The sequence below is a fragment of the bacterium genome (assembly GCA_024226335.1).
GTDB lineage: Bacteria > Myxococcota_A > UBA9160 > SZUA-336 > SZUA-336 > JAAELY01.
This window is the reverse complement of sequence record JAAELY010000489.1, coordinates 1-23,574: the sequence shown is the minus strand read 5'-3', so window position 1 is coordinate 23,574 and position 23,574 is coordinate 1. Positions and strand designations below refer to the sequence as shown.

24 protein-coding genes are annotated in these 23,574 nt (G+C 62.2%); 17 read left to right on the top strand and 7 right to left on the bottom strand.

Features of this window, described 5'->3' with window-relative positions; all coding sequences use genetic code 11:
* Positions 1-10: 10 nt before the first annotated feature.
* The 4 genes from atpG to GY725_23495 all read left to right on the top strand — a co-directional run bounded on the left by atpG (position 11) and on the right by GY725_23495 (position 4,238).
* The gene (atpG, locus tag GY725_23510; GenBank protein ID MCP4007161.1) at positions 11-859 is read left to right on the top strand and encodes an ATP synthase F1 subunit gamma; all 849 of its coding nucleotides are present in this window, start codon (positions 11-13) and stop codon (positions 857-859) included.
* 10 nt (positions 860-869) lie between these two features.
* On the top strand, positions 870-2,288 hold the full coding sequence (gene atpD, locus GY725_23505) for a F0F1 ATP synthase subunit beta (GenBank protein ID MCP4007160.1): 1,419 nt from the start codon (positions 870-872) through the stop codon (positions 2,286-2,288).
* Complete coding sequence (gene atpC / locus GY725_23500; protein ID MCP4007159.1) at positions 2,288-2,563, top strand: ATP synthase F1 subunit epsilon; 276 nt, start codon at positions 2,288-2,290, stop codon at positions 2,561-2,563. Before atpD ends, atpC begins: the two co-directional genes overlap by 1 nt.
* 346 nt (positions 2,564-2,909) lie before the next feature.
* Positions 2,910-4,238, top strand: a complete 1,329-nt coding sequence (locus tag GY725_23495; GenBank protein ID MCP4007158.1) for a LamG domain-containing protein — start codon at positions 2,910-2,912, stop codon at positions 4,236-4,238.
* Here the strand turns inward: GY725_23495 and GY725_23490 are convergent.
* From GY725_23490 to GY725_23470, 5 genes are read right to left on the bottom strand one after another with little or no spacing between them, the layout of a single operon-like run.
* Positions 4,231-5,328 carry a DegT/DnrJ/EryC1/StrS family aminotransferase gene (locus GY725_23490; protein MCP4007157.1) on the bottom strand — a complete coding sequence of 366 codons (1,098 nt, stop codon included), beginning with the start codon at positions 5,326-5,328 and terminating at the stop codon, positions 4,231-4,233. The genes GY725_23495 and GY725_23490 overlap by 8 nt on opposite strands.
* A 51-nt stretch (positions 5,329-5,379) precedes the next feature.
* Positions 5,380-6,009 carry a hypothetical protein gene (locus tag GY725_23485; protein ID MCP4007156.1) on the bottom strand — a complete coding sequence of 210 codons (630 nt, stop codon included), beginning with the start codon at positions 6,007-6,009 and terminating at the stop codon, positions 5,380-5,382.
* A 37-nt stretch (positions 6,010-6,046) separates the two neighbouring features.
* The gene (gene bioD, locus GY725_23480; protein ID MCP4007155.1) at positions 6,047-6,751 is read right to left on the bottom strand and encodes a dethiobiotin synthase; all 705 of its coding nucleotides are present in this window, start codon (positions 6,749-6,751) and stop codon (positions 6,047-6,049) included.
* The gene (bioA, locus tag GY725_23475; GenBank protein MCP4007154.1) at positions 6,724-8,106 is read right to left on the bottom strand and encodes an adenosylmethionine--8-amino-7-oxononanoate transaminase; all 1,383 of its coding nucleotides are present in this window, start codon (positions 8,104-8,106) and stop codon (positions 6,724-6,726) included. The genes bioD and bioA overlap by 28 nt, the downstream gene beginning before the upstream one ends.
* On the bottom strand, positions 8,106-9,338 hold the full coding sequence (locus tag GY725_23470) for an 8-amino-7-oxononanoate synthase (GenBank protein ID MCP4007153.1): 1,233 nt from the start codon (positions 9,336-9,338) through the stop codon (positions 8,106-8,108). The genes bioA and GY725_23470 overlap by 1 nt, the downstream gene beginning before the upstream one ends.
* A gap of 49 nt (positions 9,339-9,387) precedes the next feature.
* Between GY725_23470 and GY725_23465 the strand changes: the two genes are divergently transcribed.
* The 8 genes from GY725_23465 (at position 9,388) to GY725_23430 (ending at position 16,397) form a co-directional block, all read left to right on the top strand.
* On the top strand, positions 9,388-10,398 hold the full coding sequence (locus GY725_23465) for a polyprenyl synthetase family protein (GenBank protein MCP4007152.1): 1,011 nt from the start codon (positions 9,388-9,390) through the stop codon (positions 10,396-10,398).
* 48 nt (positions 10,399-10,446) lie between these two features.
* Positions 10,447-10,800 carry a helix-hairpin-helix domain-containing protein gene (locus tag GY725_23460; GenBank protein ID MCP4007151.1) on the top strand — a complete coding sequence of 118 codons (354 nt, stop codon included), beginning with the start codon at positions 10,447-10,449 and terminating at the stop codon, positions 10,798-10,800.
* 195 nt (positions 10,801-10,995) lie between these two features.
* Complete coding sequence (locus tag GY725_23455; GenBank protein MCP4007150.1) at positions 10,996-11,841, top strand: ABC transporter substrate-binding protein; 846 nt, start codon at positions 10,996-10,998, stop codon at positions 11,839-11,841.
* Between the two features lie 41 nt (positions 11,842-11,882).
* Complete coding sequence (locus GY725_23450) at positions 11,883-12,800, top strand: iron ABC transporter permease (protein ID MCP4007149.1); 918 nt, start codon at positions 11,883-11,885, stop codon at positions 12,798-12,800.
* A complete protein-coding gene (locus GY725_23445; protein ID MCP4007148.1) occupies positions 12,797-13,603 on the top strand; it encodes an ABC transporter ATP-binding protein in 807 nt (268 codons plus the stop codon). The genes GY725_23450 and GY725_23445 overlap by 4 nt, the downstream gene beginning before the upstream one ends.
* A gap of 46 nt (positions 13,604-13,649) precedes the next feature.
* Positions 13,650-14,951, top strand: a complete 1,302-nt coding sequence (gene eno, locus GY725_23440) for a phosphopyruvate hydratase (protein ID MCP4007147.1) — start codon at positions 13,650-13,652, stop codon at positions 14,949-14,951.
* The gene (locus GY725_23435) at positions 14,948-15,619 is read left to right on the top strand and encodes a hypothetical protein (protein ID MCP4007146.1); all 672 of its coding nucleotides are present in this window, start codon (positions 14,948-14,950) and stop codon (positions 15,617-15,619) included. Before eno ends, GY725_23435 begins: the two co-directional genes overlap by 4 nt.
* A 172-nt stretch (positions 15,620-15,791) precedes the next feature.
* Positions 15,792-16,397 carry a response regulator gene (locus GY725_23430; GenBank protein ID MCP4007145.1) on the top strand — a complete coding sequence of 202 codons (606 nt, stop codon included), beginning with the start codon at positions 15,792-15,794 and terminating at the stop codon, positions 16,395-16,397.
* Between the two features lie 16 nt (positions 16,398-16,413).
* On the opposite strand, the gene GY725_23425 is transcribed toward GY725_23430, so the two are convergent.
* Complete coding sequence (locus tag GY725_23425; GenBank protein MCP4007144.1) at positions 16,414-17,214, bottom strand: hypothetical protein; 801 nt, start codon at positions 17,212-17,214, stop codon at positions 16,414-16,416.
* A 121-nt stretch (positions 17,215-17,335) separates the two neighbouring features.
* A complete protein-coding gene (locus GY725_23420; GenBank protein MCP4007143.1) occupies positions 17,336-17,563 on the bottom strand; it encodes a hypothetical protein in 228 nt (75 codons plus the stop codon).
* A gap of 261 nt (positions 17,564-17,824) precedes the next feature.
* Here GY725_23420 and GY725_23415 point away from each other — a divergent pair, with 261 nt between their 5' ends.
* From GY725_23415 to GY725_23395, 5 genes are read left to right on the top strand one after another with little or no spacing between them, the layout of a single operon-like run.
* Positions 17,825-19,627, top strand: a complete 1,803-nt coding sequence (locus tag GY725_23415) for a hypothetical protein (protein MCP4007142.1) — start codon at positions 17,825-17,827, stop codon at positions 19,625-19,627.
* Between the two features lie 9 nt (positions 19,628-19,636).
* A complete protein-coding gene (locus GY725_23410) occupies positions 19,637-20,665 on the top strand; it encodes an ABC transporter permease (GenBank protein MCP4007141.1) in 1,029 nt (342 codons plus the stop codon).
* The gene (locus GY725_23405; protein MCP4007140.1) at positions 20,662-21,687 is read left to right on the top strand and encodes an ABC transporter permease; all 1,026 of its coding nucleotides are present in this window, start codon (positions 20,662-20,664) and stop codon (positions 21,685-21,687) included. Before GY725_23410 ends, GY725_23405 begins: the two co-directional genes overlap by 4 nt.
* Positions 21,688-21,715: 28 nt before the next feature.
* Positions 21,716-22,816, top strand: coding sequence for a dihydrodipicolinate synthase family protein (locus GY725_23400; protein MCP4007139.1), 1,101 nt, complete (start codon positions 21,716-21,718; stop codon positions 22,814-22,816).
* On the top strand, positions 22,813-23,415 hold the full coding sequence (locus tag GY725_23395) for an SIS domain-containing protein (protein MCP4007138.1): 603 nt from the start codon (positions 22,813-22,815) through the stop codon (positions 23,413-23,415). Before GY725_23400 ends, GY725_23395 begins: the two co-directional genes overlap by 4 nt.
* Positions 23,416-23,574: the final 159 nt, after the last annotated feature.

Genomic DNA, 23,574 nt, shown 5'->3' with positions numbered 1-23,574 from the left:
GGAGTAGGCGATGGGTTCCCTCCGCGATATTCGCAGTCGAATCACTGCGGTGCAGAAAACGCAGAAGATCGTCAAAGCCATGAAGATGGTGGCGGCGGCCAAGCTCGCCCGTGCGACCAGCGCGATCAACGCAGCGCGTCCCTATGCAGAAAAGCTGCGCGACGTCTTGGGATCGGTGGCCAGCGGCCTCGAATCCGACATCCACCCGATGCTCATGGACCGCGAGGTCCGCAAGCTCGACCTGGTGCTGTTCACGAGCGACCGTGGTCTCTGCGGTGCTTTCAATTCGAACATGATCAAACGCGGGCAGGCGGTGATCGATGCGCGCGCGGGTGAAGTCGATGAGATTTCGGTCATCGCGATCGGTCGGCGTGGCGCCGAGCATTATGCCCGCCACGGGAACAAACCCGTGCGGGTCTGGGAAGATCTTCCCAACGCCACACCCTCGATCGCCGTGGAGATCGCGAGTTTCCTGATGGAGCGCTTCGCCCAGGAGGAATGCGATCAGACCGTGTTGATCTACCCGGAGTTCGTCTCGGCTCTCACTCAGACGCCCACCGAAGAGATCCTGTTGCCGGTTCGGCCGCCCGCTTCCGAGAGTGCCACGGCCTACGAAATCGAGCCGAGCCCCGAGAAGTTGCTCGGCCAGCTGATTCCGCGGGCCGTCGAGTTCAATGTCTTTCGAGCACTGCTGGAAACGCAGGCGGGCGAGCACGGTGCTCGCATGACGTCGATGGATAGTGCGACCAACAACACCGAAGAGCTGACGCGCACGCTGACGCTCGACTACAACAAGGCGCGCCAGGCCGCGATCACGGCCGAGCTCTGCGAAATCGTCAGCGGCGCCGAAGCCCTCTAGGAGATATGAAATGGCCGCCGAAGGCAAGATTCTTCAGGTGATGGGCCCCGTCGTGGACGTCGAGTTCCCGCCGGGCGAACTGCCCGAACTCTATACCGCGCTCACCCTGACCAATCCGTCGCTCAATGACGACGCCGACAATCTGGTGATCGAGGTCAACCAGCACCTGGGCGAGAACAATCTGCGCTGTATCGCCATGGATTCCACCGAGGGTCTGGTCCGCGGTCAGGTGGCCGTCAGTACTGGCGCACCCATCCAGGTCCCGGTCGGTCAAGCTACTCTGGGTCGGATCATGAACGTGGTCGGCGCTCCGGTGGACGAAGCTGGCCCCATCAGTCGCGAAACGCTGGCGCCCATTCACGCGGCTCCGCCGAAGCTCGAAGATCAGTCGACCTCGATCAAACAGTTCGAAACCGGCTTGAAAGTCATCGATCTGCTCTGCCCGTTCCCGCTCGGAGGCAAGATCGGTCTGTTCGGCGGCGCGGGCGTCGGCAAGACGGTTCTGATGCAGGAACTGATTCGCAATATCGCCAAGGAGCACTCGGGTTACTCGGTTTTTGCCGGTGTTGGCGAGCGCACTCGCGAAGGCAACGACCTGTGGTTGGAGTTCAAGGAGTCTGGGGTCCTCGAGCAGGCCGCCCTGGTCTACGGACAGATGAACGAGCCGCCCGGGGCGCGCGCGCGCGTCGGATTGACGGCTCTGGCAGTCGCCGAGTACTTCCGCGATGGCGAAGGCCGCGACGTCCTTCTGTTCATCGACAATATCTTCCGCTTCACGCAGGCGGGTTCCGAGGTTTCGGCGCTCCTGGGTCGCATTCCCAGCGCGGTCGGCTACCAGCCGACCCTGGCCACCGACATGGGTCAGCTGCAGGAGCGGATCACGTCGACGCAGAAGGGCTCGATCACCTCGGTGCAGGCGATCTACGTTCCGGCGGATGACCTGACCGACCCCGCACCGGCGACCACGTTCGCGCATCTTGACGCAACCATCACGCTCTCGCGTCAAATTGCGTCATTGGGAATTTATCCCGCGGTCGACCCGCTCGACTCGACTAGTCGCATCCTGGATCCCCAGGTCGTCGGCGACGAGCACTACAACACCGCGCGCGCCGTCCAGCAGGTTCTGCAGAAGTACAAAGACCTGCAGGACATCATCGCGATCCTGGGTATGGACGAATTGTCCGAAGAGGACAAGACGGTGGTCGCGCGTGCGCGCAAGCTCGAGAAGTTCCTCTCGCAGCCAAACTATGTGGCCGAGCAGTTCACCGGGAAACCCGGTAAGTACGTGCGCATCGCGGACTCGATCCGCAGCTTCAAAGAGATCATCGATGGCAAGCACGACGATCTGCCCGAGCAGGCCTTCTATATGGTGGGCAGCGTGGACGAAGCTCGCGAGCGCGGCGAGCAGATGCTGAAGTCGGACGACTAGTGGGTTTTCAGCTGACAATCGTTACGCCCCAACGCCCGGTGCTCGACCGAGAAGTCGAGACCGTCGTGGTCCCGGGACAGGAAGGTGACTTCGGCGTTCTTGCGTCGCACGAACCCTTTCTTGCTCCGATTGAAGGTGGTGTGCTCTGCTACACGGCCGATGGACGCACGACAGAAGTAGAAATTGGAGGCGGCTTTGCCGAGGTCGGTCACGATCGCGTGATCGTTCTCGCACAGAGTGCCGACGGCGCCGAGATCGGGAGCGAGAAGGCCTGATCAGGAGCGACGCTCCCAGTCCTGTATCTAGTGGCAAATCCACAGTGCAACTGCTGGATTTGAATCACGTTTCCTTCCTTGCGCTACCCTCGCCGAAGCGGCGTTCTTCTTGCCCGGAACCCGCTTTCTGAACCGTTGTGGACCTGTACTTGGCCACTTCCGTTCAACAGCGACGTTAGGCGGCAACCCGCCACACGGCGGGATGCCGTTCCGATTCCCGCCAGAACGGAATATGTTGATACGTGACGGCGATCACGGGTTAGTTGCGCGCAATCCCGTAACGCATATCAGACGCAAGAGTTTGAGGGGCGGTCCACTGCGCTGGGCCGACCCATGAGAAGGATGGATGAGGGGCCAGCCAGAGACCAGTAACGCGAAGGCGACAGGGTGCTACGCGCTCGTCGCACTTCTGTGTGTGTGCTTCGGATGGAGTGCGTCCTTCGCTCAGGCCGCAACTCCCGAGGCTTCGTTCATCTCGAATCTGGCCGAAATCCCGGCCGGTAAGCGAATCGTGGCCCTGCGCTACCAGGTTCCATCCGATCCCAGTGTTGACGGCTATCGCCTGTACTACATGACCAGCCAGTCGCCGAACCCTGTTCGGATCGATATCGGAAGCCCGCGGGGATTGGTCTCCGGCGAGGCCGTGGCCTTTCTGGCTGTCGATCCCGCCCGTTCATATTTCTTCTTGCTGACCGCCTACATCGAGTGGGCGGGAGGCATTGTCGAATCATCGCCTTCAAATCTATTCCAATTGACCAAGTTGCCCGACAGCGAGTTGCCGGAGCCGGAGCCTCAGCCAGAGCCAGAGCCAGCACCTGCACCGGAACCAGCACCCGAGCCTGCACCTGAGCCTGAGCCTGAGCCTGAGCCTGAGCCTGAGCCTGAGCCTGAGCCTGAGCCTGAGCCTGAGCCTGAGCCTGAGCCGGAACCGGAACCTGCACCTGAACCCGCTCCGGACTCGTCTGTCCGCGGTCCTTCCGAAGCGTTGCAACACTGGTGGCGCCTGGGCGACGACCTCGCCGATATTGGCGCCGATTCGGGGAGTGGATCCAAGGCCGGGCTCGACACGTTCTACGGAAGCCTGGGCGCCGGTAGTGTTCAGACAAACGTCTCTGGAAGCTATCTCGAGTTCGACGGCCGGTTGGAGGCCATCTTCGGCCCGCAAGCAGCCGTTCCCCTGTCAATCCAGAACGCCTGGAGTCTGGCCGCGTGGGTCCGTCCGGATCAACTCGATCGGTCCATGGTCCTGCTCCAGGTAGGCGTTCCGTGGGTTTCGGCCAATCAGATCAGCGTACGCATCGAGGGTGGCCTGGAGGGCACTCCATTTCACACCCAACTCGAAAGTAGCTGGTGGCGTCCGCTCGGCGACTGGGTGCATCCAGCCGATCTACGGGTCGGGAAATGGGTCCACCTGGCGATCACCTGGAACGGTACCCAGGGCGATAAGTTCTCCCTGTACGTGGATGGTCAGCTCCGCGAAGGGGCGATCTACGGCCTGAGCTACGGCGGGGTCCAGGAAGACTCGGCACGCCAGATCTCGATCGGCTGTGGCCTCCGAGGTGAAGACTGTTTCGAGGGTGCCGTCCACTCGGTCGCGATCTGGAATGTGCCGCTGAGCGCGGCGCAAGTCCGGGACATCTACGCCGACGGCGACAAGGGCATCCCGCTCAACTGATCCGCTGCATCGCCTGGCGCGTGGCTTCGATCACGCGTTCCACGGCCGCATCTTCCATCTCAGGCCAGATCGGCAGGCTGAGCACTTCGGCCGCGGCGCGGTCGGTCTCTGGAAGACCACCTGCGGGTGGGTCGAACATGCTGAAACCGTGGCACGGTGTCGGATAGTAGATGACTGCCGACACGCCCAGCTCGGCCAGGGTGTCGAGCAGCGCATCGCGGCGTCCATCCGCAACGCGCAAGGTGTACTGGTGATACACGTGCTTCACGTCAGCGGCCTCGCTCGGGACCGTCAACCCCGGGATTTCGCTCAAGGCTTCGCTGTAGCGCGCGGCAATGCGACGCCGTTCCTCGTTCCAGCGCTCTACATGCGGCAGCTTGACGCGCAGCACCGCCGCCTGAATCTCGTCGAGCCTGGCCGTATAGCCAATGGCCTCGTGGACATAGCGCCGTACGGAGCCGTGACCTCGTAACAGACGCGCCTGCTCGGAGACCGCGTCATCCTGCGTCACGAACAGACCGCCATCGCCCATGGCTCCGAGGTTCTTGCTGGGGAAGAACGAGAAGGCAGCGGCGGCTCCAAGACTGCCCAGGCGACGGCCCTCGTAGGTGCCCGCGAAGACCTGCGCGGCATCTTCCACGACCACCAGATTGCGATCTTCTGCGATTTGCAGAAGCGGACCCATCTCCGCCGCATGACCGAACAGGTGCACCGGTAGAATCGCCCGAGTTCGCGCTGTGACTGCGGCGGCTACCGAATCCGGATCCAGACAGAAGCTCGCCGGCTGGATGTCGGCAAAGACCGGTGTCGCCCCGATCAGCGCAATGGCTTCGACGGTGGCAAAGAAGGTGAAGGACGGGACGATGACTTCGTCGCCCAGCCCAATGCCCAGAGAACGCAGAGCGATGATCAGCGCGTCGGCTCCCGAGCTGACGCCGACGGCATGACGCACGCCCAGGAACTCCGCGGCCTCCCGTTCGAAAGCTTCGACATTGGGACCCAGGATGAAATGCCCCGAGCGAATGACGTCGAGAACTGCCTTTTCCAGCTCCGGCCACAGCTGGGAGATCTGGTCGTCGAGCCGGAGCATGGGAATCTTGGAATTCACACCGCGCAGGGTAGCGCAGCTGGGGGTCTGGACTCAGGTCTTGGAAACGGTCGCCTTGATCTTGGCGCGATCGTCCTCGATCACGACCTTGAAACGGATCTTGGCGTCTCCGTAGCGCTTTTTGAGGGCCGTCGTCTGCTGACGCACCACCTTGGCCAGGGCTGTCGCGTCCAGACCGCCGTGCTCACCGGTCTTGCGACGGGCGGATTGCAGCGCGTTGTAGAGTCGGTCCATCCCGGAGGACGCTGCGCCGGGTGCGGTGACGCCCCCGGGCGCCGAGCTGGAATCTGCGGAGGCCCCGCCCGAAGGATTCCCATCGGCGTTTTCGATGGCGACCTTCTCGCGCAGGTCGGCTTTGAAGCGATGCGGCTTGTAAGTTCCCGCGTCGATCTGACGCTGAATTCGGCCCCATTGTTGCCGCATCACCTGGAATCTCGAGTTCAACTGGTTGTAGCGGAACTTCTGACGCGTATTTCGGGGCGGTGCGGAAGAAAACTGGATGATGATCTTTTGAACCTTCGCCAGCAGCACCGTCGGGGGCCGTTTCAAGATTCCGAGGAAGTACTGATCGTGGTCGATGCGCAGGCGTTTGATGCCCTGGTCGAGCACGGCCAGCTCCTCATCGATCGCTTCCTGCTCGGTCTGTTTTTCTTCAAAGCCCATCAGAACCGGAATCGGTCGGAGAAACTGTGGGCTTGAGTCAGGGACCGGCAACCGCCCGGCAGAAAGCGCCGAAATCGAAAGAATTCAGTTCAGCGGCGCCGTGCGGAAGCTCGCCGACAAGCGGAACGGGGAGCATTTCCAGCAACAGGTCCAGATTCTTGCGATCCGCCGGGGTCAGATCGGGATCCACGTGGCTGATTGCAACTCCGAGGACGTTCAGGCCTCGTGCGCGGGCAGCTTCCAGCGTGAGCAGCGTGTGGTTCAGTGTTCCCAGTCGCGCGCGAGCGACCACGAGCAGCGGCAAATCGAGATGCGACGCGAGATCCGCCATGTTGGCTGTTTCGTTCAGCGGTACCAGAAGTCCACCGGCTCCCTCCACGATGACCAGGTCTGCGTCCGTCGCCGCGTCGTTCACGGCGGCTTCGAGTGTGGACTGCTCGATTCGCGTGCGCTCTTCCCGCGCGGCCAGCGCGGGAGCCACCGGCAACCCCAATCGATACGGGCAGATCCGCTCGATCGGGCGCGAATCTCCCGCGGCATTCGCCAGGGCCAGGGCGTCGGCCGGAAGGCGCCTGCCGTCACGCTCTTCGCAGCCCGTTTCGGCGGGCTTCACGACCCGAACGCGTGCTCCCGACCCCCGACCCGCGCGTGCCAGGGCGCAGGCGACGGCGGTCTTTCCGCAATCGGTGTCGGTGCCCGTTACGAAGACTCCGATCACCCGCCGGTAACCTCGACGATGCATGCGGCCAGAGACTCGACCAGTTTGTCGAGTTCCTCTGGCGTGGTCGACAGCGGGGGCATGATGACGACCGTGTCGGCCAGCGGCCGCAAGATGATGCCGTGCTTGCGCATGGCCATGCACACCAGATGTCCCACCCGGTCGCCCGGATCGAAGGATTCACGAGTCTCCCGATCGCGCACCAGCTCGACGCCCACCATCAATCCCCGAAAACGGATTTCCCCGACCGCCGGGAGTACGCGAAGTGCTTCGAGTCGTTGTTCGAGTCGAGCGGCCAGCTTCTGCACGCGCGGTATCACGTCTTCTTCCCGAAAAATCTCGAGATTGGCGAGCGCTGCAGCACAGCCCATGGCGTTTCCCGTGTACGAGTGACCGTGGAAAAACTGGCGCGAGTCCCGAACCGGAGCGAGGAAACCCTCGAAGATGCGTTCCGTAGTCAGAGTGGCTGCCAGGGGAAGAAAGCCAGCCGTCAGACCCTTGGCCAGCGCCATGATATCGGGCGAGACGTCTTCGTGGTCGCACGCGAACATCTCGCCCGTACGGCCGAAACCCGTGGCCACCTCGTCGACGATCAGCAGAGTGCCGTGGCGATCGCAGAGCTCGCGGACCCGTTTCAACCAGCCATCGGGCAGCATCAACATTCCGGCCGCTGCCTGTACCAACGGCTCGACGATCACGCCGGCGACTTCACCGCCGTGCTGCTCGAGAATGCCCTCGAGGGATTCCAGACATTTGATCTTGCAGCTCGGGTATTCCAGGCCCCGCGGACAGCGATAGCAGGGGGCGTTCTCGGCGCGCAAAACGTCGAACACCAGCGGGCGAAACGCCTCGTGAAAGCGCTCGATACCGCCGATGGCCACGGCTCCGAGAGTGTCGCCGTGGTAGGCGTCTTTCAACGCGACGAAGCGCGTGCGCCTTCGGTCGGTCTCCAGCGCGGACTGTTGCCAGTACTGGAAGGCGATCTTGATGGCCACCTCCATCGCCGTGGAACCGTTGTCCGAAAAGAAAACCCGCGAAAGCTCCGATGGCGTCACCTCGACCAGCGCGTCGGCCAGTTCGATCGACGGAATGCCCGCCAGTCCCAGGAGTGTGGAGTGCGCGATCTTGTCCAACTGCTCGTGGATGCGGCGGCGCAGGATTTCGTGATCGTGGCCGTGCAGGTTCACCCAGAGCGACGACACGCCATCAAAATAGCGATTGCCGTCCGTATCGATCAGGTAGTTGCCTTCACCTCGTTCGACGACCACGGAATGGCCGTCCATCCACTCACTCATCTGTGTGAACGGATGCCAGCCGGAGCGCCGATCGCGATCTTGAAGATCGCGTTTCTCGGTCTCGCTGAGGGTTGGATCGGGCATCAGAGAAGCTCCGCGAAGGTTTTTGCGACGCGTTCGATGTCTTCTTGCGTGTGCTCGGCCATGGGCGTGAAGCGGATACGAGCTGAGCCGCGCGGAACCGATGGGTAACGGATTCCCTGCGCGTAGATGCCGCGTTCCAGGCCGGCTTCGCACAGGCGCATGACCGTGTCATTTTCACCGACAATTGCCGGAACGATATGAGTGGTACTCGCACCCGTGTCGAAACCCGCGTCTCGCAGCAGGTTGCGCAGCTGCTCGGCACGCGTGTGCAAGCGGGCCCGCCGCTCGGGTTCCGTTCTCAGCAGGCGCAGCGACTCCCGTGCAGCGCCGAGTGCCGACGGTGCGACGGCGCACGTGAAGATGAATGGGCGCGACACGTTGATCAGGTATTCGCGCATGCGTTCAGAGCAGGTCACGAAGGCTCCGAAACTGCCTAGCGCCTTGCCCAGGTTTCCGATCGAGACGTCGACCGAAACGCCTTCGACTTCCTCGACTCCGCGCCCGAGGTCTCCAAGCACTCCCAGGCCGTGCGCGTCGTCGAGTACGCAGACCATGTCGTGTTCGCGCGCGATCGGGATCATCTCTCGCAAACGCGCCATGTCCCCGTCCATGCTGTAGACGCCATCTGCGACCAGGATGCGCCGGCGAAAACCGGAGAGTCCGGCCGCCACCCGTGCCAGATCGGCGGGGTCGTTGTGTCGGAAAACGCGTGTCTGGGCGCGGCTCAGACGGCAGGCGTCGATCGTGCTGGCGTGATTGAGTGCGTCACTCACGATTACGTCATCGGGCCCGGCCAGGGCGGTGATCACGCCGACGTTGGCCATGTAGCCGCTGCTATAGACCAGACCCGCGTCGCGCCCGGTGAAGGTGGCAAGTTCTTGCTCGAGGGCCTCGTGCAGTTCCAGATTGCCGTTGATCAGGCGCGATCCCGCTGCGGCACAGCCGTGGGCCTCGGCGGCTTCCACGCCCGCCCGGATCACCCGCGGATCGCCCGCCAGCCCGAGGTAGTTTGCCCCGGCGAACATCAGGACATCGCGTCCGTCGACGCGCATGCGCGGACCCTGCAGGCCTGAGACCCGGCGCAGGCTGCGATACAGATCTGCATCCCGAAGCTCTGCGAGTTCGGCCTCGAGCGCCGCGTCCAGCCCGTCTGAGGGAATTCCTACTCCGGACCGTGAAAACCTATTAACTGATTGATTTTCCAGGGGTTTCTGCCTTATCTGTTTTGACAATTCGGGCTCGTCCGGTTAGACTCGGCCGAGCTTTTGGTCGGATGAGAACTTGGCAAACGACACTACCCTCGACTCTGTTATCTCGTTCCTGCGAGACGATCTCGAACAGGTCGAGCGCGTCATGCGGGAGGGTATGCACTCGGTCGCGCCCCTGATTCCCGAGATCGGGGATTATACATTCGGCAGCGGCGGCAAGCGCATTCGCCCGGTCATGGTCCTGTTGGCCTCCCGCCTGTGCGGTTATCGCGGCCCGCGCTCGATCCAGATTGCCGTAGCAGCGGAATATTTGCACAGCGCCTCCCTGCTGCACGACGACGTGGTCGACGGAGCGGAAACGCGCCGCGGCAAGGCGAGCGTCAATGTTCGCTTCGGCATGCGCCTCGCAATCCTCGTCGGTGATTTTCTGTACGCGCGCACCTGCCAGACGCTGGTCGAAGACGGCGATAGCGACATCCTGGCGATCTTTTCCGAGAGCATCCGCTCCATGGCAGAGGGCGAGGTGCTTCAGCTGTCGCGCAGCTTCGATCCGGAGATCAGCGAGTCCACCTACATCGATGTAATCGGTCGCAAGACGTCCAGCCTCCTGGCCACTGCGGCTGAATCCGGCGCGATCCTCGGCGGCGTTACGCGGGCCGAACGGCGAGCCGTCCGCGAGTACGGACACGAGGTCGGGTTGGCTTTTCAGTTGGTCGATGACGCATTGGATTACGACGCGTCGGGGAGCGAGCTGGGCAAGCCCCCGCTGGCCGATCTGGCAGAGGGCAAGATCACGCTTCCGCTTCTATCGACGCTCAAGCGCTGTAGCGTCGGGGAGCGCGACTCGATCATCTCGGCAATCAAGACCTTTTCCCATACCGCGCTACAGGGCAAGGATCCCGACGCGGCAGAGATCGCACGTGTCGCCGACGCCGTGCACCGAAACAACGGCGTGCAGCACGCACTCGATCGCGCCAGCGAACGTGTAGCCCGTGCCAGAGCTTGCATCGAACCGTTTGTCGACTGCGAAGCAAAGGACGCAATGAACCAACTGGCCGAGTTCATCGTCACTCGCCGCAGTTAGCCGGCTTCTTTTCCCTCGCCTCGCCCCAAAAACAACGGAGGATGGACCATGAGCCATCTGATTGTTCGCACTGGGGCGCTGATCGCGGCGCTCGCGTTTCTCTGGGGTTCGGCCGGCGCGTTTGCGGTCGAGACGACATCGGACAAGTCGGCGGTCGAGTCGACAAAACCACGGGTCGTCGGGGTGGTCAATGTGAACACCGCAACCCCCGAACAACTGGGCCTGCTCCCGGGTGTGGGGCCTGCACGCGCGCTGGCCATCGTGGAACAGCGCAAGAAGCAGGACGGCTTCAAGAAGCTCGAGGACCTGACGCAGATCAAGGGAATCGGCGAGAAGGCGCTCGAGAAGATCCGCCCACACGCTGCACTTGAAGGTAAGACTACCGCTAGAATCACGCGCTGATCGTTCGGAGGTCGCGGTGCTTCAGCGCCGCGGCCTCCTCTTCGCCCGTTTTCACCCGGTATGGGCGGGCGTCGCGATAGTTGGCGAACTTCTGGAACAGGGCACTAGTGTCCTGTTCCAGAAGTTCGCCAGCGCCAGGCCGTCGGTCTTCTGAGACTGGAAACCGGTGTGGAAACCAGGGAGAAGGCTTTCCGAATGCTGCGACAATCGCTCGCCGGGCTGATGCTCTGGCTCGCGCTCGGCTGCTCGCCCGAGAGCATTCCGGCGGATTCGGGTCTGCGAGTGATCTCGCTTTCTCCTTCGATCACCGCGATCGTGGTAGCGCTCGGTGCGACCGATCAACTCGTGGGAATTGATCGCTACTCCCGCGACGTGAAAGGCGTAGGGCATCTTCCCTCCCTTGGCGGACTGTTCGCGCCCGATCTGGAACGGGCGGTCGAGTTGCGGCCGACGCTCGTGCTGGCCGTTTCGAGTGCGCAACAGACCGGCTTTTTCGCGCAGCTACGCGCTCGCGGTGTGCGCGTGCGCGAACTGGAGCCGTATACACTGGGCGAAGTGTTCGAAAGTTACCGAGAGATCGGGGATCTGCTCGATCGGGATGCCGAGCCCCTGATCGCTCGCATCCGTGCCGAACTCGAACAAATCCGCGCATCGTCGCTGAATCGTCCTCGTCCGAGCGTCGCGCTCGTGATCGAACGCGATCCCGTATACGTGGCCGCCGGGGGTACTTTTGTCGATGAACTGATTCGCGTGGCGGGTGGGCGCAATGTGTTTGGCGACCTGCAGAGTCGATACCCACAGGTATCTCTCGAACTGCTCGCCGAGCGCGCGCCGGATCTCCTGATCGACTCAACGGTTCCAGATCTGGATCCGGCCCGGATGGCCGAAGCACGGGCACACTGGGCGCGTTTCAATTGGATCGGCCGGGTCGAATTCATCGCGCCGGGTGTAGCCACCGTTCCCGGTACGGACCTCGCTGAAGGTGCGCGGCTCCTGCGCGAACAGATCCACCCGGATCTCCATTTGAGTCAGGTGCCGTGAAGCGCGCGACACCGACGCTCCTGTTCGCTTCGCTGATTGCGATGCTCGTGCTCGCCTTCCTGGCGAGTCTCGCGCTCGGTTCGGCGGAGAACCCCACGAGTGAGATCATCCTACAGATTCGCCTGCCGCGCACGATCCTGGCGGCGCTGGTCGGTGCAGGCCTGGCGACGGCCGGAGCGCTCCTGCAGGCCTTGCTGCAGAATCCGCTCGCCGACCCGTACGTGTTGGGCATTTCCGGGGGGGCAGCGTTGGGTGGAGTACTGGCGTTGGCCTTCGGATTGGGTGTCGGAGTTGGCGCGCTCACGGTTCCGGGGGTCGCCTTTATCGGGGCGCTCGTCGCGACGGCTCTCTTGTATCTCGTCGCCGGTGCGGGCGGGCGCGCACCGGCGCACAGCCTCTTGTTGACGGGAGTCGTGTTCAACGCCTTCGCGTCTTCACTGATCGTGTTCGCGACCACGGCGAGTGACCTGAGCCGCGTCGCGGGGGTTTTCCTGTGGCTGATCGGGTCGATCCGACTGGTCGATCCGACGATGATTGGCGCCGTTGCCGTGCTGCTCCTGCTCGGGCTCTCGGTCGGTATGTACTACGCCTATCCGCTCAATCTCCTTTCGCAAGGAGACGACACTGCGGCCAATCTCGGCGTCGATGTGCGAAGAACGCGGAAGCGAATCCTGTTTGCGACCGCCCTGATGATAGGCGCGTCCGTTTCGGTATCGGGCCTGATCGGCTTCGTAGGGCTGATCGTTCCCCACCTATTGAGACTGTTGATTGGTTCCGACAACCGCCTGCTCGTGCCCGCTTCGGCATTGCTAGGCGCAGCCTTTCTCGTGGCGACCGATGCCGTCGCGCGCACGATTCTGGCTCCGACTGAACTTCCAGTCGGAGCAATTACCGCACTCTTCGGCGGCCCGCTATTCCTGGTTCTGCTGCGTCGCGAACTGGCGAGGCGAGTGACGTGAGTTCTCCTCTTTCGGCAACGGGCTTGAGTCACGCCTATGGAAGTTCCCGCGTATTGCGCGACGTGGACTTCAGCTTTGCATCCGGGAAACTCGTGATCGTGGTTGGGCCCAATGGTTCCGGCAAGACGACGCTGGCGCGTATTCTCTCGGGCGTGCTGAAGCCGCAGTCCGGTCGCGTTCTGCTCGACGGGCAGGAGTTGGCGACTCTCTCGCATCGGAAGATCGCACAGAGCCTAGCGGTCGTGCCCCAGGACACTTCTATTCCTTTTCCCTACAGCGTCGAAGAAATGGTGGCGATGGGCAGGGCTCCGTTTCTCGGGGCGTTGGGCCGGGAGAGTGAGGTGGATCGCCAGACTGTTGCCGGCGCACTTGCCGAACTGGACCTCGTCGATCTGTACCAGCGCGACTACAGCACGCTTTCGGGAGGCGAAAAGCAACGAGTCCTGCTGGCCCGGGCACGTGCGCAGGACACCGACAAGCTTCTGCTGGATGAGCCGACGGCACACATGGACATCGGGCACCGACTGCACTGCTTCGAGTGGCTTCGTTCCTGGCTCGATGCGGCCCACGGACTGCGCTCGGCTGCCGTCATCACGCACGATCTGATGCTGGCTGCCCATTTCGCCGACACCCTGGTATTGCTGCATCACGGCTCAGTCGTGTGCAGCGGACCCGCCGAAACGGTCCTGACCCGGCAGCGCATTGCCGAGGTCTACGGAGTGGATGCGCGCGTGGATCGCGACCCCGAGGGAAACCTGCGCGTGACTCCACTGGGAACGCGACCCGATCGGGCAGAAGACTGAGCACGCCTCCGGCGAGTCGGTTCTCAGTTCAGTATGCTCCGCCGCCATGAGTCGTATCGAGCAGGTCAGCGCGCGCGAGATCCTCGACTCCCGGGGCAACCCGACAGTCGAAGTCGATGTAAAACTGGATTCCGGAGCTCTGGGGCGGGCCGCCGTGCCGTCGGGTGCTTCGACGGGCATTCGCGAGGCGCTCGAGCTTCGCGACGGCGGCGAGCGCTACCAGGGCAAGGGGGTGGCCAACGCGGTTGCCAATGTCACGGGTGAGCTTGCAAAAGCCGTGAAGCCTCTGGAGATCGGAGGTCTCAAAGAACAAGCGGCGCTCGATGCGGCGATGATCGAACTCGATGGAACACCGACCAAATCGCGCCTGGGAGCGAACGCACTCCTGGGGGTCTCACTGGCCGCCGCGCACGCGGCGGCAGTGGATTCCGGCCAATCGCTATTCCGCTGGCTCGCCGGGTCTCGGACGCCATCGCTGCCCCTGCCGATGATGAACATTCTCAACGGAGGTGCCCACGCTGCGAACAAGGTCGATTTCCAGGAGTTCATGATCCTGCCTACGGGCGCCGAGAGTTTCGCCGAGAGCCTGCGTTACGGCGTCGGCGTGTTTCACGCATTGCGCGACGTTCTACAGCAGGCGGGGTTCGCCACTGGAGTCGGAGACGAAGGCGGTTTTGCGCCGGATCTCAATTCGAACGAGCAGGCGGTGGAAATGGTCTTGCGGGGTATCGAGGCGGCCGGTTTCCGACCTGGTGAGGATATTCAGATCGGTCTGGATGTCGCGGCGAGCGAGGTTCATAAGGACAACCAGTACGTGCTTTACGGCGAGGGTGTTACGCGCTCGTGCGACGAGATGATCCGTCTGTACGAGGATTGGATCACACGTTATCCGATCGTGACGATCGAAGATGGTCTGGGCGAGACCGACTGGGATGGTTGGAAGCAACTGACCGACGCGATTGGGGATCGCGTGCAACTCGTGGGCGACGATCTCTTCGTCACCAATCCGGCCATATTCCGGGATGGTATACAGCGCGGAGTCGCGAACTCGATCCTCATCAAGCTGAATCAGATCGGAACGCTGACCGAAACGCTCGAGGCGCTCGAGATCGCCGACGACGCCAGCTACACGACCGTAATCTCACACCGCTCTGGCGAGACTGAAGACACGACGATCGCCGATCTGGCTGCTGGCCGAGATGCAGGACAGATCAAGACCGGCTCACTGTGCCGTTCCGATCGCGTTGCGAAGTACAACCAACTACTGCGCATCGAACAGGAGTTGGGGCCGAAGGCTCGCTTCCGAGGTGCCGATGCTCTCCGCTCGGCGACTTCGGTGGGTTCGTGAGCAGGCGCTTCGGCATCGCTCTGCTGTCGCTGGGTCTCCTGGCGTTTGTATTACCCGGTTCGCGCATCGTCAAGCAGATCTCCGAACGGCGCGTCGAGCAACTTCCGCTGCGCGTCGAAACCACGCTTTCGGGACTGGGAGAAGACTGGCCTGCGACGGTCATCATCGAGATGCACCCCGAACTGGGGACGCGGGTCTGGGATGGACAAGGGGGGCGCTGGCTGATTCGCAGGGGTCAGGTGGTCGCGGGAACCCTGATGCCGCCGCCGACCTGGGTGCCGGACCTGGAAATTCTAGTCCTGCGGGAAGAGGCTGATTTGACCCGATGGGCCCGACGCCACGATGTAAACCTATTGGAAAGTGAACTGGCGCGTTGCGGGGAGCGGGACTGTTTTCTGGTGGGCAATCGCTTCTCCGGTGGGCAATTGTGGGTCGACAAAGATCGCTTTGAAGTGCTCCGAGTCGTCCGGCCCGGCGGTCGCGAACTGGCGATGAGTCGCTATCGGGACTGGGAAGACCAGCGTTTCCCGAGCGAAATCACCATTTTGGAAGGTGTTGGGGAAGTCGGGTCGTTGTCGGTCGAAAGAGTCTCGCCTCACCGAGATCTCGGGGAGAGCGATCTTTCTCGGGCCTGGGTCGAAGGCGCACCCGCAACTCGCGCCCCTTGAAAAAATTCCACTGGCCAAGGAGTTCTCGAACGGATTACACTGTGCTTGAACTTCGAGCGCCAGATCCCCAGATACCGATGCAAAGCGTCGGTCGAATTCCAGACTCAGCGGAGTCGTGTGAGTTCAGGCGCAATTCCATACACAGTACAAGCAGTTCCGAGAGGGAGTCCCTATGTCACAGCGGATGAAGCTGCGGCTTCTCGTCATCGACGATGACGAAGATATCTGTCTGTACCTGAAGGAATTTCTGACCCGCGAAGGCTACCGGGTCTCGACCATCACCAAACCGATCGACGCCCTTCCCGAAATCAAGGAAGGTCGCCACCAGATCGTGTTGCTCGATGTGCGCATGCCAGGAACCGACGGGGTCGAGTTGCTTCGCCAGATTCGCGCGATCGATTCCGATATTTGCGTGATCATCATGACTGCCTACCCATCGGTGGAGAGCGCCGTCGATACCATGAAGGCGGACGCTTTCGACTATCTGCGCAAACCGTTCGATCTGGATCAGTTGCGCGGTGTAATTCAGCGCGCCGTTCGCGAGCGCGGCCTGATGATCGACGCAGAAGAGCGCGTGAACCAGGTGCTCGGCGCGAAGATTCGCATGTTGCGCAAGGAGCGGACGCTGACGCTCAAGCAGCTTGCGAACAAGACGGCGCTATCGGTGAGCCTGATCTCGCAGATCGAACTTGGCAAGAGCGCGGCTTCGGTATCGACACTGCGCAAGCTGGCTACCGCCCTCGGTGTGACGATGGCCTATCTGTTCGAGGGCATCTGAGCCGACGTCGATCGTTTCAGGCGACCGAACTCTCGACCTCTGGCGCCGCGTTGCGCAGCAAGATACGCGTGACATTCCCGTCGACTTCGAGCCGACCCCCCTGTGCCTCGATCAGATGACGAGTTACGAGCATCGTGAGTGGATCGGGTTCGGTGCCACGCCGTCCGATCTCGATCTCGATGCGCACTGGAAATCCAGGCTCCGAACCCTGGAGGATCTTGATTCCCATTCGCCCGTTCTTCCCGGCGATCTCGGCGCCGGACACCAATAACTCGCGGAAGGCGGCGCGCATGCGCTCTGGATCGACATGCGCGGGCTGTCGGTTCAAAAGACTCCAGGATGCACCGACGATACCGTCGCGCAGCTGCGGAACTTCCTCGGCCGCTTCCTGCAGGAGAGAGATTGGAGAGGTGGGTTTGGCCTGCATCGGTCGCGGTCGCGATACGAGCATGCGCGTCTGCCAGACGATGCGCTCGAGCGGGGCGAGCGCTTCGGGCGAAAAGCCGTCGCAGCGTCGCAGTTGTCGCAATGAGCCGCGGATCGCCTGGCCGAGCAGAGTGATCAGATGGGGCGGTGCAACCTCGGTGGCTTCGCATTCCGCGCCGCCGCCTGCAATGCCGCCCGAGGCGCCCCTGGAAGCGTGTCTGGCGGCGGGTTCGGGCCTGGCGATCGGATCGGGCACGACGCGCAGGAGTTCCGATGCGGGTAGCGGCGATCTTGCGCGTCGTGCATCGCGCTGACGCCGCAACACACCCCACGCAGCCATCACGCCGATGCCGCCCGAAAATCCAATTACTGCCCAGAGCCAGGGGCTCATCAGGCGATCACCCCCCGGTGAAGCCGCAAACACAGCCACTCGAAATCAACAACACCGCACACAGTAACCGATTCCAGAAGCAATCGCGGCCAATCTCCCCCGGGATTCAGGCCGCCGATACTCAAGACGTCCGCTTCATCTCCTCGGGAAGAAGGGAAAGCGCAATCGCGGTATCCCAGGGCAAAAAGCCCTCCGTGTCAGATCTATCCGCGTGCCGAAAACAGATTCCACGCGCGTCGAATCGAACTTCGATCACCTCGCAACCGATGTACAGCTTGAAGGCCGCACCTTCGCGGATGTGCATCGGTGGTTGCAATCCAGTCTCGCTGTGCCTCGCGTTTTGTTCCATCGAGTCCCTCGCGGGGAGGACTTTAGGATGGGGGCGTTATGAAGGATGCGCAGGATAAGCGAGAAAAATCGTAGCATTCTGATTGTGACAAGCGAGGATTCTTCCGTCGTCAGAGGAAACGACCGGCAGTCTACGCCAGTTCGGAAAGGCCAGCTTCGCCGAGTTACAGGTAGGGACTGGCTGGCGACGATCCAAGCGCGCACCATGTGTAGGCGCGAGTATTCCGACTCGCACTGTTTTGCGTTCAGGGGGAGAGATTCGATGCAAGATCGCGAAGAACTCGGGCACTCTGTCCGGGCTCGGTCGCTGGCGGTTCTGTTGGCCGGCTTGGTGTTGGCGTGTGGCGGCGGCGGCGATTCCGCCGATGCACCCGCGTCCGAAGTGCACTCCGGAGAGCAGAACGGGCATCCCGTACGGGGTGACTGGATGGTGCGCTGGCTGCTGGCCGATCCCGAGAACCTCAATCCGCTCACGTCCAACGATGCGTCGTCCAACAGCATCCTCAGCCTGATGATGGCTCCTCTTCTGACACTCGACAATCAGACGCTCGAGCAGAGGCCGGTCATCGCCAGCTTGTTGCCCGAGATCAGCGAGGACAAGCTCACCTACACCTTCCGCCTGCGCGATGACGTGACCTTCGCAGATGGCAAGCTGCTGAGCGCCGAGGACGTCGTCTTCACGATGAAGGCGATCAAGAACCCCGAGGTCATGGCCCCGCAGACGCGCAACTACTTCGACTCGGTGCGCGACGTGGTCGCCGTGGACAAGTACACCGTGCGCTTCGACCTGAGAAAACGCTACTTCCGCAATACCCTGGTACTCGGCTCGATTCAGCCACTGCCGCGCCACTTCTACGACCCTGACGATCTGATGGCCGAGGTCTCGATCCCCGAACTCGACGCATTCGACAAGCTCACCGGCAAGAAGAAGACGAACGCGCAGAAGTTCGCCAAGCAATTCAACGAACAGTACGATCGCAAAGTCATGGGCGCTGGCGCATTCACTTTGAAGGACCCGAAGACGGATATCATCACCGGGGAACGGATTCTCCTGACACGTCGCCCGGATTTCTGGGCGCCGGAAGATCCCGAACTCGGAGATGCCTACGTCGACAAGATCTTGTTTCGTGTGATCAACGACAAGGAAGCCGCGCTGGTTTCGTTCAAGGGACGCGATATCGACGTGATGGGTCTGACTCCCATACAGCACAAACGCCAGACCGGTACGACCCGCTTCGAGGCGCAGGCCCAGAAGAAGGAGCACGTATCGCCGGGCTATACCTACATCGGATGGAATGCCAAGAAGCCGATCTTTTCGGACGTTCGCGTGCGCCGCGCGCTTCGCTACTTCATCGACAAACAGAGCATCATCGACAAGGTTCTTCTGGGCCTCGGAGTTCCCGTCGAGGGTTCGATCTTCATCGGGCGCAGCGAGTACAACAAGAGCCTGCCCGGGCACGAGTTCGATCCGGAGAAGGGCAAGAAGTTGCTCGCGGAGGCGGGCTGGAAGGACTCCGACGGCGATGGTGTCCTGGACAAGACGCAGGGCGGAAAGAAGCGCGATCTGGTCTTCGAGATCATCTCCAATAGCGGCAATGATATTCGCAAGGCGATCGGCCTGGTCGTGATCGACGAGATGAAGCGCGCGGGCATCGGTGCATCCTTCCGCGAGATCGACTGGGGCATCATGCTCGAACAGGTTCGCGGGCAGAAGTACGATGCCGTGATCCTGGGCTGGCAGATGGGCGTGGTATCGCCGGACCCCTATCAACTCTGGCACTCTTCGCAGGCGGTACAGGGCGGTTCGAACCACGTGTCTTTCAAGAACGATGAGGTGGATCAGTTGCTGGAGGACTACCGGGTCGAGTTCGATCCGGCTCGGCGCAAGAAGCTGATCGATCGCTTCCAGATGATCCTCTTTGAAGAGCAGCCCTACGCATTCCTCTTCATGAAGAGGGCCGTTACTGCCTGGGACCGGCGTTTTCACGGTGTTACCTGGTATCCGAGTGAGAGTACGGATCTCGGCGAGTGGTGGGTGCCGAAGAACGAACAGAAGTACAACTGACGCGCGTCGATGGCTTCGTATTTGCTTCAGCGCGTGATTCTGCTGAGCCTGACGTTCATCGCGATCACGGTTCTCCAGTTCGTGCTCATCCACCAGGCCCCCGGCGATCCCGTCGAAATGTTCTTTTCCGGGGGAGTTGCAGGAGGTACCGAGGGTGTCTCGCCCGAGAAGCTGGCCGATATCGAGCGCGCGAAAGCGGATCTGCGCCAGAAGTTCGGACTCGATAGGCCTCTGCCCGTTCGATACGGGATCTGGTTAGGCAGGACGCTGCGCGGTGATTTCGGCACGAGCTTCAAGGACGACCGCGACGTCTGGACCAAGATCAAAGAGCGCGTGCCGCTGACGGTCGAGCTGAACATCTACGCCATCGTGATCATGTTCGCGCTCTCGATCCCCCTTGGAATCCTGTCGGCCACGCGCGAAGGCAGCCTGGCCGACCAGGCTTCTACGCTGATCATGTTCATGCTCGTCTCTCTGCCTTCGTTCTGGATCGGAACTCTGATCATCATCTATCTGTGCGGTGGCGACTTCTACGATTGGTTCCCACCCGCGGGTGTCCGTTCGCTTCAATACGATCCAAACTGGTCCTTCCTCGAGCGCGCGCTCGACCGCGCCCATCACCTGGCTATGCCGGTATTCATCACGACCTACGCTTCATTCGCATTTCAGTCGCGAGTCCTGCGCTCGTCGATGCTGGAAGTGAAGGCGCTCGATTACGTGCGCACAGCGCGGGCCAAGGGGGTCTCCGAGCGAACCGTGATCCTGCGACACATTCTGCGCAATTCGATCATTCCGATCGTCACGAACATCGGCGGCCTGCTGCCCGCGTTGATCGGTGGCTCGGTGATCGTCGAGACGATCTTCTCACTGCCCGGGCTCGGCCAGCTCAGCTATCAGTCTGTTCTCGCGCGCGACTATCCGGTCGTACTGGCCCTGCTGTCGATCAGTTCGGCGTTGGCGTTGATCGGCATCCTGATCTCCGACATCGCACTCACACTCGTCGACCCGCGCATCAGCTTCCAGCGGAGCCAGGGATGAGTCAGCACACTTCCAGCCAGAAATTTCTGGCGCGGGTCTGGCGGGACTTCAAGGGTCGGCGCGCCGCTTTTGCCAGCCTGTGCATGGTGATTGCCATGGGCGTCGTCGCCTTGAGCGCGGACTTCATCGCAAACGAAAAGCCCTACTACATCGAAGTGGAAGGCGAAGGGTACTTTCCCGCCTTCATCGACTACGGCGTTTGGCTCGGCCTGCGCAACTGGCCCCGACCTTTGCTCAACGCCGACTTCAAGAGACTCGCCGAAAAATCGCAGAGCGTGATCTTCGCGCCGATTCCGTATTCGCCCGAGCGCGTGGATATTCGCGGTGAGGTCTTCGCGAACCCTTCGGCGGAGCATCTGCTGGGAACGGATCGACTGGGGCGCGATGTAGCGGCAGGTCTGATTCACGGCACACGAATTTCGCTGACGATCGGGCTGGTCGTGGTGGCGATCCAGGCGACGATCGGAATCCTGCTCGGCGGGCTCGCCGGTTACTACGGTGGCTGGGTCGATATCGCCATCTCGCGTTTCATAGAGATGATGCTCGGTATACCCACCTTCTTTATCCTGATCACGGTCGCCGCGATCTTTCCGCCATCGATCTTCTTGATCATGGTCATTCTGGGCGTGACGGGATGGACGGGTATCGCCCGCTACATCCGCAGTGAGTTCCTCAGAGTGAGGGCCATGGAGTTCGTGGAAGCCGCGCGCAGCCTGGGCAGCACGGACGCGCGGGTCATGTTCCGCCACATCCTGCCCAATGCCATTGCGCCGGTCCTCGTGGCGATGGCCTTTGGAGTCGCCGGTGCAATCATGGCCGAGTCATCCCTGAGCTTTCTGGGAATCGGTGTTCCCGCGCACGTCGTGACATGGGGCTCGATCCTGGCTGAAGCGCGCGCCAATACGTTCGCCTGGTGGCTCGCGGTGTTCCCCGGGCTGGCGATCTTCGTCACGGTGACCGCCTACAACCTGCTGGGCGATGGCCTGCGGGACGCGATGGATCCGCGTGTGACCGGGGGCTGAAGCTCCGGCGCCTGCTATTCTCCAGTGCATGAGGACGCTCGAAGGTTATTCGGGGCGCCGCGGGGTATCGATCCCGTGTGTGACCGTACTGGATCCCGATGGAAATCCGATTGACGCAGATCAGCGCCGCCTGATCCGTTTCCTGGCGCAATCCGGCCGCGGCGCCGATGTGATTTTCGCCATGGGAACCACAGGCGAGTGGAACGTGCTCGATCAGGCGCGACGTCACCAGGTCATTCGCGCGAGCGTCGACGAAGTCCACAAGCTTGCCGATCGACACGTCCAGAGTGGCGAACGACCGGTCGAAGCGTGGGTCGGCGCGACCGCGCCCACCCGCGCCGAAACTCTGGAGACTCTGGAACTCTCCCTGGAGATCGATGCAGACGCGGTCGTGATCGCACCCCTGGCGATCTCCGACGTGGACGATCCGGTGCGTTTCCTGACCCGCGACGTGGCCGATCTCCTCGACGAGCGAAATTGCTGCCTGCCGGTTTTCCTGTACGACAATCAAGAAATCGCCGCAGGTGAAGTGCCCTACCTACGTACCCGCTGGGTCAAACAACTGAGCCGTCTCGATTTCGTGCGCGGTATCAAGGTATCGGCACCCCCGCGCAAACTCGGTCACTACACGAAGGCCGCCCGGCAGTTTCGCGACAGCGGATCGTTTGGGATCTACGTGGGCAACGCGCTGTACATCCTGGACATGATGCGCCCGCACGAGGGGTTCTGGGGGCGCATCGTCGAACAGTGGAACCGCTTTCTCCTGCACGATCTGTTGCCGGCCGGCGTGATCACCGGTCCCGGAAACCTGTGGCCGCGGGAATGGCAACGCGCGTGGCAGGTGGCCTCGGCAGGAGACGTTGAGCGCATGGATCAGATGAAGCATCTGTTCACGCGCTTCGGCCAGCTGTACCGCTTTCCCGAGGGCAAGCGCAGCCTGGCTGCTCACAAGCGTGGACTTTTCAGCAGTGGAGTCATCTCGAGCGACGCCGTGGCGCGCGGAACGCCCGCCATGAACGCGGAACAGGCCGCGAGCTTCGACGCAAGTCTCGAGGTCCTGCGCGCGGAAATGCGTGCGACTCTTCCGGAGATCTGGATTAGCGATCCACAAGAGGCAGACGAGCAATGAGTTCGAAGCGCGCCACACTCGATCACTTTTTTGACGTCACCCTGCGAGAGCTTGCCGGGGTCGCGGAGCGCTGTAATCGCGAGGCGATCGCCGCGGCCGTCGATCTGATTCACAAGGCCGAGACGGAAGGGGGACGGGTTGCGGTTACGGGGATCGGCAAGCCCGAGCATCTCGCGCGCTATGCGGCGTCACTTCTGTCCAGTACTGGCACGCCCGCGGTTTTCTTGCACGGCACCGAAACCACGCACGGAAGTCTGGGACAGATTCGTCCCGGCGACGTCGTGATTGCGATCTCCAACAGCGGTAGCACCGAGGAGTTGCTCAACGCTGTCGGCGCACTCGAATCCTACGGAGCGCGTCTGATTGCCGTGACTGCGAATCCCGATTCCCCACTCGGACGGGCCTCGGAGTTGGTACTGGAGGCGCGGGTCGATGACGAGGGTGGGCCCCTGGGACTTGCGCCACGGGCAAGCTATCTGGCCGAAAACCTCGTGCTGATGGCACTCTCGGTCGCGCTACAGGACGCAAAGGGTCTGACGCGCGAGGAGTACCACCGACGGCATCCGGGCGGGGCGCTGGGCAGGAGAAGCAGTTCGTAGCCAGGCGATCGCTCGCGGGCTAGGGAATCTCTGCACAGGGAGGATTCGAGCGAGAAGCGGGAGTCGCCGCCTGAGCAAGAAGCGTGATCCGATCGCAGATCCGTAGATCTGCAGAGGGTCGCGCGACGCAGCGCAGGCGGATGCATCGAGCTTCGCAGC